Annotated in this window: 13 protein-coding genes; 8 read left to right on the forward strand and 5 right to left on the reverse strand. The window is 69.1% G+C overall.

Going from position 1 to position 12,571, the window contains the following annotated elements; genetic code table 11:
* Positions 1-56 precede the first annotated feature (56 nt).
* Both ABZV91_RS22485 and recQ read right to left on the reverse strand, forming a co-directional pair.
* Entirely contained in the window at positions 57-1,052 is a 996-nt protein-coding gene (locus ABZV91_RS22485; RefSeq protein WP_355244929.1) for a hypothetical protein, read from the reverse strand.
* 101 nt (positions 1,053-1,153) lie between these two features.
* The gene (gene recQ / locus ABZV91_RS22490) at positions 1,154-3,022 is read right to left on the reverse strand and encodes a DNA helicase RecQ (RefSeq protein ID WP_355244931.1); all 1,869 of its coding nucleotides are present in this window, start codon (positions 3,020-3,022) and stop codon (positions 1,154-1,156) included.
* 175 nt (positions 3,023-3,197) lie between these two features.
* Here recQ and ABZV91_RS22495 point away from each other — a divergent pair, with 175 nt between their 5' ends.
* Both ABZV91_RS22495 and ABZV91_RS22500 read left to right on the forward strand, forming a co-directional pair.
* A complete protein-coding gene (locus tag ABZV91_RS22495; protein ID WP_355244934.1) occupies positions 3,198-4,169 on the forward strand; it encodes an SMP-30/gluconolactonase/LRE family protein in 972 nt (323 codons plus the stop codon).
* A gap of 133 nt (positions 4,170-4,302) precedes the next feature.
* Complete coding sequence (locus ABZV91_RS22500; protein ID WP_355244937.1) at positions 4,303-4,854, forward strand: DinB family protein; 552 nt, start codon at positions 4,303-4,305, stop codon at positions 4,852-4,854.
* A 223-nt stretch (positions 4,855-5,077) separates the two neighbouring features.
* Here ABZV91_RS22500 and sigJ read toward each other — a convergent pair whose 3' ends face one another.
* From sigJ to ABZV91_RS22515, 3 genes are all read right to left on the reverse strand, one after another.
* Positions 5,078-6,037 carry an RNA polymerase sigma factor SigJ gene (gene sigJ, locus ABZV91_RS22505; RefSeq protein ID WP_355244940.1) on the reverse strand — a complete coding sequence of 320 codons (960 nt, stop codon included), beginning with the start codon at positions 6,035-6,037 and terminating at the stop codon, positions 5,078-5,080.
* A 96-nt stretch (positions 6,038-6,133) separates the two neighbouring features.
* On the reverse strand, positions 6,134-6,919 hold the full coding sequence (gene hisN, locus ABZV91_RS22510) for a histidinol-phosphatase (RefSeq protein WP_355244943.1): 786 nt from the start codon (positions 6,917-6,919) through the stop codon (positions 6,134-6,136).
* 71 nt (positions 6,920-6,990) lie between these two features.
* Positions 6,991-7,581: an NAD(P)H-dependent oxidoreductase gene (locus tag ABZV91_RS22515; RefSeq protein WP_355244946.1), complete on the reverse strand. Its 591-nt coding sequence runs from the start codon at positions 7,579-7,581 to the stop codon at positions 6,991-6,993.
* A 140-nt stretch (positions 7,582-7,721) separates the two neighbouring features.
* Between ABZV91_RS22515 and ABZV91_RS22520 the strand changes: the two genes are divergently transcribed.
* The 6 genes from ABZV91_RS22520 (at position 7,722) to ftsX (ending at position 12,500) form a co-directional block, all read left to right on the forward strand.
* Positions 7,722-8,576: a helix-turn-helix domain-containing protein gene (locus tag ABZV91_RS22520; RefSeq protein ID WP_355244949.1), complete on the forward strand. Its 855-nt coding sequence runs from the start codon at positions 7,722-7,724 to the stop codon at positions 8,574-8,576.
* Positions 8,577-8,651: 75 nt separating this feature from the next.
* The gene (gene prfB, locus ABZV91_RS22525; protein WP_355244952.1) at positions 8,652-9,773 is read left to right on the forward strand and encodes a peptide chain release factor 2; all 1,122 of its coding nucleotides are present in this window, start codon (positions 8,652-8,654) and stop codon (positions 9,771-9,773) included.
* Positions 9,774-9,831: 58 nt separating this feature from the next.
* Positions 9,832-10,707: a mechanosensitive ion channel family protein gene (locus ABZV91_RS22530; RefSeq protein WP_355244955.1), complete on the forward strand. Its 876-nt coding sequence runs from the start codon at positions 9,832-9,834 to the stop codon at positions 10,705-10,707.
* Complete coding sequence (locus ABZV91_RS22535) at positions 10,694-10,849, forward strand: hypothetical protein (RefSeq protein WP_157181814.1); 156 nt, start codon at positions 10,694-10,696, stop codon at positions 10,847-10,849. The genes ABZV91_RS22530 and ABZV91_RS22535 overlap by 14 nt, the downstream gene beginning before the upstream one ends.
* A 56-nt stretch (positions 10,850-10,905) precedes the next feature.
* On the forward strand, positions 10,906-11,595 hold the full coding sequence (gene ftsE, locus ABZV91_RS22540; RefSeq protein WP_355244959.1) for a cell division ATP-binding protein FtsE: 690 nt from the start codon (positions 10,906-10,908) through the stop codon (positions 11,593-11,595).
* Complete coding sequence (ftsX, locus tag ABZV91_RS22545) at positions 11,595-12,500, forward strand: permease-like cell division protein FtsX (protein WP_355244961.1); 906 nt, start codon at positions 11,595-11,597, stop codon at positions 12,498-12,500. Before ftsE ends, ftsX begins: the two co-directional genes overlap by 1 nt.
* The last annotated feature ends 71 nt before the right edge of the window (positions 12,501-12,571 follow it).

Consider the following 12,571-nt stretch of genomic DNA (forward strand, 5'->3'; position numbering starts at 1 on the left):
CGGGTGATCGGCCGGAGGATTCGGAGGCGCCGTGGTTCCGGCCGCCCGCGCACCGGCTAATGCGTTCCCAGCGCCCGCAGTGAGACGCCGGTGATGGTGTCGGCGAAAACCGAGCCGTCGGCGTGCTTACGGCCGTAGACGATGATCGGGGCACCCTCGGCGATCGCCGCGATGGTGGTGGCGATCAACACGTAGATCTTGGTGTGGTCGTCGGTGTGCACCACGATCTCGGCATGGTTGATCTCGCTCTTCACAGTGAGAGTGGTGCCGTCGTTGGTCAGCACCTTCCCCCATACGAAACCGACTCCGATATCGGGGGATTCGGCGGCCGGCGGTTCGCTCTCGCGGGGCGCCATGGTCGACGCGGCGATGGCCGCGGTCGGGGCGGCGGCCTGGTTGGAATCGGTCACCCGGCCGGTGTAGAAGTACCCGATCACGAGCAGCACAGCCAGCCCGAGACACAGGCCCAGCAGCGCATGACCACCGCCGGGAAGCAATTCCAGCGCTTCGGTCTCCGGTACGGTCCACGCCGGATTCGCGGGCTCGGGAGGCGGGCCCGCGTATGCGGCGCCCTGCGCGCTCGCCACCGGAGTGACCGGGGTGCGGGCCGGGCGCACCACCGGCGGATCGGGCGCCACCCACCGCCGCCCGCCGTCGTCGACAATGGGTTCCGCGGGCTGATATCCCTGCGGCGGGGGCCCGGCGGGAAGATCCGTGAACCCATATTCTTCCGTATCCGGTTCCGGCCGCGCGGGTACCGGGGGTGATCCGCTCGGCCCGGGGACCTGCACACGGCCGGGCGCCCCCTCGGAGAAATCGCCCTCGCTGTCCGACACGATTCCCTCGGACCACATATCGGCCCCGAGGCCCGCGTCGTACGCGGCGGTTCCGAGTAGCCGAACCGATTCGAGGGACCCCGCAACCTCCGGGCGATCCTCCGGCCGGCGGACGGTCGCGGGCCGGATGATCCTCGGATCCACGCCGCCGAACTGTTCGGCGGACAAGCCCGCGCGGTGGCGTGACCGCGACCACGGAGTGCGCTTGTTGGACATACTGCCAGGCTAGGCCCTCCGTTCATGCCTCTATCGTCACTGGCGGGAGGAATCATCGGATGAAAGCAGTTCTGGCCCAGGCGCTTCCGTCCGTCCATGGCTCATCCGTTCGCCAGTACCTCCAGGACCTGCTCTCCGTAACGTGCCAGCTTGTTCTCCCCGACACCGTTCACCGTGCCCAGTTCTCGCAGATCGGTGGGCTTACGGGCGGCGATATCGCGGAGGGTGGCGTCGTGGAACACCACATACGCGGGGACACCCTGCTCCTTGGCGGTATCGGCCCGCCACTGCCGCAGCTTCTCGAACAGCGCGACGTCGGCGGTGTCGAGATCGACGGGCGCGGCCCGTCCGGATTTCGCGCTGCGCGCCGCCCGCGCGGGAGTGGGCCGTTCCGGTTCCCGGCGCAGCGCGACGGTGCGGCCGTCGAAGAGGACAGCTTCGCTGGCCTCGGTCAGGGTGAGTACCCCGTAGTCGCCGTGGACCGCGAGCAACCCCTGCGCCAGCAGCTGCCGGACCACCCCGCGCCATTGGGTGTCCCGCAGATCGGTGCCCACACCGAACACGCTGAGTTCGTGGTGGTCGTACTGCTGGACCTTCTGGTTCTTCTTGCCGAGCAGGATGTCGATGAGATGACCCGCGCCGAAACTCTGCCCGCGCTCCCGTTTCAGGCGCAGTACCGTGGAGAGCAGTTTCTGCGCGGCGACGGTGCCGTCCCACGATTCGGGTGGGTTCAGGCAGGTGTCGCAGTTCCCGCATGGCTGCGGCGACTGACCGAAGTAGGCCAGCAGCTGGGCCCGGCGGCAGTCGACCGTCTCGCACAGGGCGAGCATCGCGTCCAGATGCAGCTGGAGCTGACGGCGGTGCGCGGCATCGCCCTCGGAGGTGTCGATGAGTTTGCGCTGCTGCACCACGTCCTGCAGGCCGTAGACCATCCACGCCGTGGACGGCAGCCCGTCCCGCCCGGCCCGCCCGGTCTCCTGGTAGTAGCCCTCGACGGATTTGGGCAGATCGAGGTGTGCGACGAAACGCACATCGGGTTTGTCGATACCCATCCCGAAGGCGATGGTCGCGACGACCACCAGCCCTTCCTCCCGCAGGAAGCGCGCCTGGTTCTCGGCTCGGGTGCGATTGTCCAGGCCCGCGTGGTACGGGACCGCCCGGATACCGTTCTCGGTGAGGAACGCGGAGGTCTTCTCGACGGAGTTGCGGGACAGGCAGTAGACGATGCCGGCGTCGCCGGGATGCTCGGCGCGTAGGAACTCGAGCAGCTGCCGATCGGGCCGGTTCTTCGGTTCGATGCGGTACTGGATATTGGGCCGATCGAAACTGGCCACGAAACGCCGGGCACCCCCGAGGTCGAGCCGGGTGATGATCTCGTCGCGGGTCTTCTCGGTAGCCGTCGCGGTGAGCGCGATCCGGGGCACGTCGGGCCAGCGTTCGTGCAGCACCGACAGCGCCAGATAGTCGGGGCGGAAGTCGTGACCCCACTGCGAGACGCAGTGCGCCTCGTCGATCGCGAACAGCGCGATCCGGCCCCGGTCGAGCAGCTGGGCGGTGGATTCCATCCGCAACCGCTCCGGGGCGAGATACAGCAGATCGAGTTCGCCGGCCGCGAACCGGGCTTCCACGGTGCGGCGCTCGTCCGGGAACTGGGTGGAGTTCAGGAAGCCGGCCCGGACTCCGAGCGCGCTGAGTGCGTCCACCTGGTCCTGCATGAGCGCGATCAGCGGGGAGACCACCACCCCCACGCCCTCGCGGACCAGCGCGGGAATCTGGTAGCACAGCGATTTACCGCCCCCGGTGGGCATGAGGACCAGTGCGTCGCCGCCGTTGATCACCTGGTCGACGATCGCGCGCTGTTCACCCCGGAAACTGTCGTAACCGAAGACCCGATTCAGAATCCGCTGTGCCGCATCGGAACCGGCACCGGACTCGACAGCGGGCACGGTCGGGGCTTCGGGGGCTTCCACGCGGCCCATCCTACGAGCACCGCCGGACAGCCGGCGGGGCGTCCGGCGTGGATCGCCGAGGTCCCCCACGTATTGCGCACAGGTGGATGAACCGGAACCGGTGCGGCCGCCGACACCGTGACCGCGGGCCGCGCGCATCCCGCGGTACCGCGACGGATCACTTAGGTTGTCCGATATGGCATCCAGGACACGATCGCGGGCGCGATGGGCGATGGTCATCGCCGCTACGGCAGCGGCGGCCTGTGTGAGCGCGGCGCCCGCGCAGGCACAGAGCTTCCCGGCCATGTGTGCCGACGGCTGGCAGGCGACCACGATCGTCGAGGGGGTCGGCAATCTGGAGAACCTGGATTCCGACGGCGCCGGTGGTTTCTATGTCACCGGGATCGTCGACGGCTACCTCGCCCACGTATCGGCCGACGGAGCGTTCGAGAAGCTGGTCACCGGTCTGGAACATCCGGCGGGCGTCCGGGTGGCCGGTCGCTCGGTGTACTTCCTGACCGGCGACGGTGTCACCGACCCGCCGGGTACGCTGCGACGCTACGACCTCGACACCGGCGCGGTGACCGTGCTCCGCACCGGGCTCAACGGACCGAACGGCCTGCTACTGCTCCCCGACGGGGACCTGCTGATCAGCACGATCGGACTGTCCCGGCCGCCCACCGGAATCGCCCGGTACCGGCCGTCGACCGGCGAGTTCACCGAATCGTGGTCGCCGCTTCCGCTGACCAACGGCCTGGCCCTGGCTCCCGACGGGGAGTCGATCTACACGGACAATCTGACCATGCGGATCTTCCGTGTTCCCCTGCGTTCGCCCGCCGATGCCCAGGTGGTCGCGGGGCCACCGAACCTGCTGACCGTTCCCGACGATATGGAGGCCACCCGCGCCGGCGACCTGTATGTCGCCGATCACGGAGTCGGCGCGATCTACCGGGTGGACCCGGCCACGGGGGCCGGCTGCGCGATCGTCACGGGCCTGATCAAACGGCCCGACCCGGTCCGGACAGTGCCCGACGGCACCACCTCGGTCCGGATCGCCCGTGACGGCGAGTCGTGGGCCCTGTTCGTGACCGGGATGGACGGGGCGCTGCGGCGGCTGCGCCCGCCGCCGGGTATCGATCTGACACCGGCCGACGCGACCCGACGCTGAGTCATAACGGCTGGTCGGGGATTGTTCCGGAAATTTCCGGGCTTCGGCCGATTGAGGTCGGAAAGTGGCCGCTAGGGGTCATACGGTGCTTCTGAACACGGAATCCACCGGACCCTGACGGAAGGCGATGACCTTGAGCGACAACTCCACCCTCCCCCGGACCGACACCGGCGCGGCCCTCTCCGGCGAACGGGCCGACCTGCTGGCCGAGCTGCGCGCGGCGCGGTTCTTCCTGCGTTTCACCACCCGCGAACTGACCGAAGAACAGGCGGCGGCGCGCCCGACGCCCAGCGAGCTGTGCCTGGGCGGCCTGATCAAACATGTGACCGGTGTCGAGCGCGGCTGGGTGGATTTCATCGTCGACGGAACCTCGACCTCGAAGGATTTCGACGAGCTGACCGCCGAGGACTTCGCCGCCCGGGAGAACGAGTTCCGGATGCTGCCCGGCGAGACGCTGGCCGGGGTGCTCGCGGCCTATGACGAGGTGGCACGGCGCACCGACGAGATGGTCGTATCGCTGCCCGACCTGGATGCGAAGTGGCCGTTGCCGAAGGCGCCCTGGTTCCAGGAGAGCCACTGGTCCACGCGCCGGGTACTGCTGCACATCATCGCCGAGACCACGCAGCACGCCGGTCACGCGGACATCATCCGCGAGGCGATCGACGGCGCCAAGACCATGGGCTGACAGCCCGGACTCCGGCGCCCGTGCGCGATTCATCCGCCGCCGCGCCGAAGGTGTGCCCGCGTTCCGGTGCGTCGCGATCGGCGGACGGACCCGGTATCAGGAGGCGACCAGCCCGGGTACCACCGGCTCCTGCACCGTGAGGCGCCGTCGTCGGCTCGGCAACAGCACGGTGGGGTGGGCGACACTCCGGCCCGCGCCCGCGCAGACGAACGTATGACGTGGGTCACCACTGCGCGTCGAGCGGGCGATGGGGGCCCTCGGCCGCCCACTCGCGGGTGAGACGGGCCAGTTTGTCGGGCGCCACCTGCACGTGCAGCGCCGCGATACCCGCGGGAGACAGCTCGAGGACGAGCGCGCCGTGGACCCGTCCGCCGGCCTCGATCACGACCGCGGGATCGCCGTTCAGCACGGCCGCGTAGAACGTGAGGTCGGCACCGACGAAGGCGCGTTTGGCGGCCGTCGGCCGGAACAGGTGGCGCAGGTAGCGGGCCACCGCGTCCGCCCCCACCACCGGGGTCCTGCGGGCCCGGACCACGCCGCCGCCGTCGGCCACGCTGACCACATCGCCGGTGAGCAGCCGGATCAGCGGGTCGGTCTCGCCGCTGAGGGCGGCGGCGATGAACTCTTCGGCGATCCGGCGCGCGGCCGCCGCGTCGACCTCGATCCGGGACCGGCCGCCGAGATGCTGTGCAGCCCGGCGGTAGATCTGCTGGCAGTTCGCTTCGCTGAGCTCGAGGATCTCCGCGATCTCCCGATGCGGATACCCGAACGCCTCGCGCAGCACATACACCGCGCGCTCGTTGGGCGTGAGCCGCTCCATCACGGTGAGCATGGCGAGCGAGACCGACTCACGCTGCTCGGCGGTCTCGGCGGGACCCAGCATCGGGTCGCCGGCGAGGACCGGCTCCGGAAGCCACTCCCCGACATAGGTCTCCCGCCGGGCCCGCGCCGAGGTGAGCTGGTTGAGGCACAGGTTGGTGAGCACCTTCGTCAACCAGGCCTCGGGCGTCTCGATCCGCTCCCGATCCGCTGCGTGCCACCGCAGGAAGGTTTCCTGTACCGCGTCCTCGGCGTCACCGGCCGACCCCAGCAGCCGGTAGGCGATCGCCTGCAGACGGCCGCGGGCGCCCTCGAAGAGATCGGCCTCGTGCGTGCTGAGCGTCATCAGCCCATAGTCGGCCATCCGCGCAGGGTGCGTCCACCGGCACCGGTCGCAGCGGGGAAGGCGGTGACCGCCGTGACCGCGCCGCCAGCCGGCCGCGACGGCGCCGCCCCCGGGTCAGCCACGGAGACGGAGCAGGACCTGTTGATGCAGCCGCCCGTTGGAGGCCACCGCGTCCCCACCGTGCGGACCGTCGCGGCCGTCCAGGGAGGTGAAGGTGCCGCCGGCCTCACGGATCAGGATGTCCAGCGCGGCCAGATCCCACAGCGAGACTTCGGGTTCGGCCGCGATATCCACCGCCCCCTCGGCGACCAGGCAGTAACTGAAGAAGTCGCCGTAACCGCGGACCCGCCAGACATCGTCGGTGAGGTCGACGAACTGCTCACGCAGGCCCCGGTCCCGCCAGCCGGACAGACTGGAGAACGCGAGGCTGGCCGAACCGAGATCGGAGACGGCGCTGACCGTGATCGGCTGGGGCGCGCCGGGATGGAAACTCGACCACGCGCCCTGCCCGACCGCGGCCCACCAGCGGCGGGCCAGCGCCGGGGCGCTCACCACACCGACCACCGGCACACCGTCTTCCAGCAGGGCGATGAGAGTGGCCCACACCGGGACGCCGCGCACGAAATTCTTGGTGCCGTCGATCGGATCGACCACCCATTGCCGGCCGGTGAACTCGGCCGTGCCACCGAACTCCTCGCCGAGGACCGCGTCCTCGGGGCGGCCGTGCCGCAGCATCCGGCGGATCGCCTCCTCCACGGCCAGATCGGCATCCGATACCGGCGTGAGGTCCGGTTTTGCGTCGACCTTCAGATCCAGCGCGCGGAACCGGTCCCGGGTGATCGCGTCCGCTTCGTCGGCCAGCCGCAATGCGAGTTCGAGGTCAGAGGAGTGAGCAGCCACACCCGAACACTATCGAGTCGGTCCGGGTGCGCCCGCGCGCCGTGCCGTCCCACTCGCCGGGCGCACCCGGCTCAGGCCACCACCGCCCGGGCCGCCGTCAGCGCCTCGGCCCACCACCGCAGCCGGCCGAGCATCGCCTGTGCCTGCGCTTCGGGTTCCGCGGGCGCGTGCAGCTGTCCGTCCTCCCCGAACAGCAGGTAGTAGCGGGGGAACGACACGTACTCGCGCACCGTGTGCGCGTCGAGTTCGTTGAACACCTGGCGCAGTTGTTCGATGGCCAGCAGGCCGCCGCTGGCCCCGCTGTAACCGACGAACGCGATGGCCTTGCCCTGCCACTGGGTGAAATGCCAGTCGATCACGGCCTTCAGCGAGGCCGGGAAGCTGCGGTTGTAGTCGGGGGTCACGATGATGAACGCGTCGGCGGCGCCGAGCCGCTCGGAGAGGTCCCGCATACCGGCGGGGCGGGGCGGGTTCGGTTCCAGCGCCGGCGGGACGGCCGGCAGCGCCAGCGGGATCTCGGCCTCGGCCAGATCGATCACGTCGATCTCGAATCCGTCGTGACGGGCGGCCTGCGCGGCGATCCACGAGGCGACGACCGGTCCGAAGCGGCCCTCGCGGACGCTGCCGACGATCACCGCGAGACGGAGGGGCGTTGTGGTCATGGTGTGCTCCGTTCTGCTCGGGCGGCCCGGTGGCTGCCCGAGATCGAATCTGCCGCGCCGGGTGCCGCGGTGGGAGACCGCGCCGAGAGTGGTACTGCCACGGCCACCCTGAGCGTGCGGTCCGCCGCTACCGTGGGACCGTGAGCGAGAACGAGATGGGCCTGTTCCTGCGCAGCAGGCGCGACGCGGTGACACCGGCCCAGGTGGGGCTGCCCACCGGGGCGCGCCGCCGGGCGCCCGGACTGCGGCGGGCGGAACTGGCCACGCTGGCGGGGGTCAGCGTGGAGTACATCACCCGGCTCGAGCAGGGCCGGGACCGCAACCCCTCGCCCCAGGTCCTCGCCGCGCTGGCCGACGCGCTGGGCCTCACCTCCGCCGAACGGGTGCACCTGTACCGGCTGACCAAGGCCGATACCGGGTTCAACTGCATGGGCCGGGCCCGGCCGGGTCGGGAGATCCGGCCGACGATCCGGGCGTTGCTCGACCAGCTCGAACCCGCAGCGGCGGTCGTGGTCAACCGGCTCACCGAGGTGCTGGCCTGCACCGAGGGCTACCGCAGGTTGATGGAGCCGACCGGGGCGCTCGACGGTGAGCACTGGTCGAATCTCGCTCATTTCGCTTTCACCGATCCGCGGGCCCGCGAGATCTACCCGGATTGGGGTCATCTGGCCGACCACCTCGTCGCCACCCTCAAACAAGGCCCCTTCCGCGCCGATCCGGAGATCGCGGCGCTGGCCGACCAGCTCACCATCACCGCGGGTGCGGCGTTCACCGACCGGGTCGCCACGGTGCCCAATCTGCCCGCCGCCACCGGGGTGACCCGGATGGCGCACCCCACGGCCGGGACCTTGCGGCTGGCCTTCGAGACCCTGGACCTTTTCGCCGACGACGATCAGCAGCTGATCGTCCATCTCCCCGCCGACCCGGCGACAGCCGCTGCCCTGGACCGGCTCGCCGGCCACCGCCCCGGCAACCTGCGGGCCGTCCCGAGCTGACCCGCGGCCACCGCCGGTGCCCTCCGCGGGCCGCGCGGTGCACCGCGATGGACACTCCTAGTAGCCTTGAACACCGTGCATCCAGACGTGACCGCCGACCTCGCCGAACTCGACGCGACCCTCGAGACCGTCGAATCGGTCCTCGATATCGAGGAGCTGCGCCGCCGTATCGACGAGTTGGAGCACCAGGCCGCCGATCCCGAGCTCTGGAACGACCAGGATCACGCGCAGCGGGTCACCAGCGAGCTCTCGCACGCCCAGGGTGAACTGCGCCGGGTCGAGGAGTTACGGCAGCGGCTCGAGGATCTGCCGGTGCTCTACGAGCTGGCCGAGGAGGAAGAAGGCGAGGCGAAGACCAGCGCGCTGGCCGACGCCGACGCCGAGCGGGCCGCGCTGCACAGCGATGTGGAGGCGCTCGAGGTCCGCACCCTGCTCTCGGGCGAGTACGACAAACGTGACGCGCTGGTCAATATCCGCTCCGGTGCCGGCGGCGTGGACGCGGCCGACTGGGCCGAGATGCTCATGCGCATGTACATCCGCTGGGCCGACCGGCACAAGTACTCGGTCGAGGTCTACGACACCTCCTACGCCGAAGAAGCCGGTATCAAGAGCGCCACCTTCGCGGTGAAGACGCCCTACGCCTACGGCACCCTCTCGGTGGAGATGGGCACGCACCGGCTGGTCCGGATCAGCCCGTTCGACAACCAGGGCCGCCGCCAGACCTCCTTCGCCGAGGTCGAGGTGCTGCCGGTGGTGGAGACCACCGACCATATCGAGGTTCCGGAAACCGATATCCGGGTCGATGTCTATCGGTCCTCGGGCCCCGGTGGCCAGAGCGTCAACACCACCGACTCGGCGGTGCGGATCACCCATATCCCCACCGGGATCGTCGTCACCTGCCAGAACGAGAAATCGCAGCTGCAGAACAAGGTGTCGGCCATGCGCGTATTGCAGGCCAAGCTGCTCGAACGCAAACGGCAGGAGGAGCGCGCCCAGATGGATGCGCTCAAGACCAACGAGGGCGCGTCCTGGGGCAACCAGATGCGGTCCTACGTGCTGCACCCGTACCAGATGGTCAAGGACCTGCGCACGAACTTCGAGGTCAACAATCCCTCGGCGGTACTCGACGGCGATATCGACGGATTCATCGAATCCGGGATCCGCTGGCGGATGAGTACAGTGCTGCAGGAGAGCTAGCGGTCCCGGGATCCGGGGCTCCGCAGGCTGTTTCGGTGGTGCGAGAGCAGGTGGTCTGATGCATTCGGACGGGTCCGAGGCCCTGGCGCTGTCGCTGGCGGCGTCTTCGGAGGTCACGTCGTGGCTGCGGTCGTCCGGCCTGGAGATCGTGCTGCTGATCCTCGGGGCGATGCTGTTCGCCCGCTTCGCCACCTACGTTCGCGACCGGGTCACCCAGAAGATCGATTCCGGCTTCCGCGGCGGTGACGCCCTGGTCCGCTCCGAGGAGGCCAAGCACCGGCACGCGCTGGCGCAGGTGCTCACCTGGGTGGTGCTCACCGTGGCCTACGTGCTCGTCGCCATGGAGGTCCTGGGGCGGATCGGATTCTCGATGTCGGGCCTGGTCGCACCGGCCGCGGTGCTGGGTGCCGCGCTCGGTTTCGGCGCGCAGCGCATCGTGCAGGACATCCTGGCCGGCTTCTTCCTCATCACCGAACGGCAGTACGGGTTCGGTGATGTGGTGCGGATCGCGGTGACCGGTATCCAGGATCCGGCCGAGGGCACCGTCGAGGATGTGACGCTGCGGGTCACCAAATTGCGTAACCCGGACGGTGAGGTGATCACCGTCCCGAACGGCCAGATCGTGAAAGTCACCAATCTGTCCAAGGATTGGGCCCGCGCGGCGATCGATGTCCCGGTCTCGGCCAGTGCCGATATCACCCGGATCAACGAAGTGCTGCACGAGGTGGGTGGCCAGGCCTACCAGGACCCCCGCCTCGAACCGCTACTGCTCGACGAGCCGACGGTGATGGGTGTGGAGGACCTGACCGTGGACCAGATGAACATCCGGATGGTCGCCCGGACGCTGCCGGGTAAACAGTTCGAGGTGAGTCGCGAGCTACGGGTACGCGTGGCCGCGGCCATGCGCCGGGAGGGCTTGAATGCGCGCCCGTAGATCGACCCTGATCCTGGCGGGCGGCTGGGTGGCGACGTTCGTGCTGTACCTGTTCGTCAAACCGGATCAGATCGCACCCGCGAAACCGGCGCCCGCCCCCGCCGTCCATCAGGTCCCTGTCCAGGTGATTCCCGTCCGGTAGCGGGTACGACACGGCCCGCGGGCCGCTTCGTTATCGAATGGTTACACTGTCTCCTCGTGATCACCCTGCGCAACGTCAGCAAGTCGTATCCGACCGCTACGCGGCCAGCGCTGGAAAACATCACCGTCCATATCGACAAGGGTGAGTTCGTCTTCCTCATCGGTCCGTCGGGTTCGGGTAAATCGACCTTCATGCGGTTGCTGCTCAAAGAGGAGACGCCGACCGCGGGCGAGATCTCGGTCGCGGACTTCCGGGTCGACCGGCTGCCGGGGCGGAGGGTGCCGCGACTGCGGCAGCGGATCGGGTGTGTTTTCCAGGATTTCCGGCTGCTGCAGCAGCGCACCGTCGCCCAGAACGTGGCCTTCGCGCTGGAGGTGATCGGCAAGCGACGACAGTTCATCGACCGGACGGTGCCCGAAGTGCTGGAACTGGTCGGGCTGGGCGGTAAAGCCGACCGGCTCCCCACCGAACTGTCCGGCGGCGAACAGCAGCGGGTCGCGATCGCGCGGGCCTTCGTCAACCGGCCGCTGGTGCTGCTGGCCGACGAACCCACCGGCAACCTCGACCCCGAGACGAGTTACGAGATCATGCTGCTGCTCGAACACATCAACCGGATGGGCACCACCGTGCTCATGGCCACCCATGATCCGCTGATCGTGGACGGTATGCGCCGGCGAGTGGTGGAACTCTACGAGGGCCATCTGGTCCGCGATCAGGCCGACGGCGGTTACGAGGTGCGCCGGTAATGCGGGCGGGATTCCTGTTCGGCGAGGTCTCCGAGGGGCTGCGCCGCAATGTCACCATGACCATCGCGATGATCCTGACCACCGCGGTCTCGCTGACCATGCTCGGCGGCGGCCTGCTGGCGGTGCGGATCGCCGACAAGACCGAGCAGTATTTCCTGGACCGGCTCGAGGTGCGGCTATACCTCACCGAGGACGTGTCCGCGACCGATCCGGATTGTGTGAACGATCCGTGCCGGACGCTGATGGCCGATCTCGAGGCCGTCGACGGCGTGGAGAACGTGCAGTATCTCAACCGGGACGCGGCGATCCGGGAGGCGAAGGAAAAGACCTTCAAGGACCAGCCCGAACTCGCCGAATATGTGAGCGAGACACCGCTGCCGGCCTCGCTGCGGGTGAAGATGACCGACGCGTCGTTGTACCCGACGATCTACGAGCAGTTCTACGAGCGGCCCGGCGTCGGCATGGTCCGCAACGACAAGGACATCGTGGACCGGCTGGTCAGCCTGTTCGACGGCCTGCGCAACGCGGCGTTCGGTATGGCGCTGCTGCAGGCGGTGGCGGCTCTGCTGCTGATCGCGAACATGGTGCAGATCGCGGCCTTCACTCGGCGTACGGAGGTGAGCATCATGCGCCTGGTGGGCGCCACTCGCTGGTACACCCAGCTGCCGTTCCTGCTGGAAGCGGTGGCCGCCGCGCTGGCGGGTGGGCTGCTGGCCACGGTGGGCCTGTTCGTGGCCCGCCCACTGGTCATCGACCGGGCCCTGGGCGATCTGTTCGCCAGCAATGTCTTCCCGCAGATCACCTTCGACGACATCTTCACCACCGCGCTCATGGTGATGCCGGTCGGCGTACTGTTCGCCGGTCTCACCGCCTACGCGACCCTGCGCTGGTACGTGCGGGAATAGCCGGCCGGAGGCCGCGGCCCCGGGTGACGACAATTCCCACCCGCGGCAGCTCCGGCGACCGAGAACGCCCG

The organism is Nocardia sp. NPDC004568, from assembly GCF_040609955.1.
In the GTDB taxonomy this organism is placed as follows: domain Bacteria; phylum Actinomycetota; class Actinomycetes; order Mycobacteriales; family Mycobacteriaceae; genus Nocardia.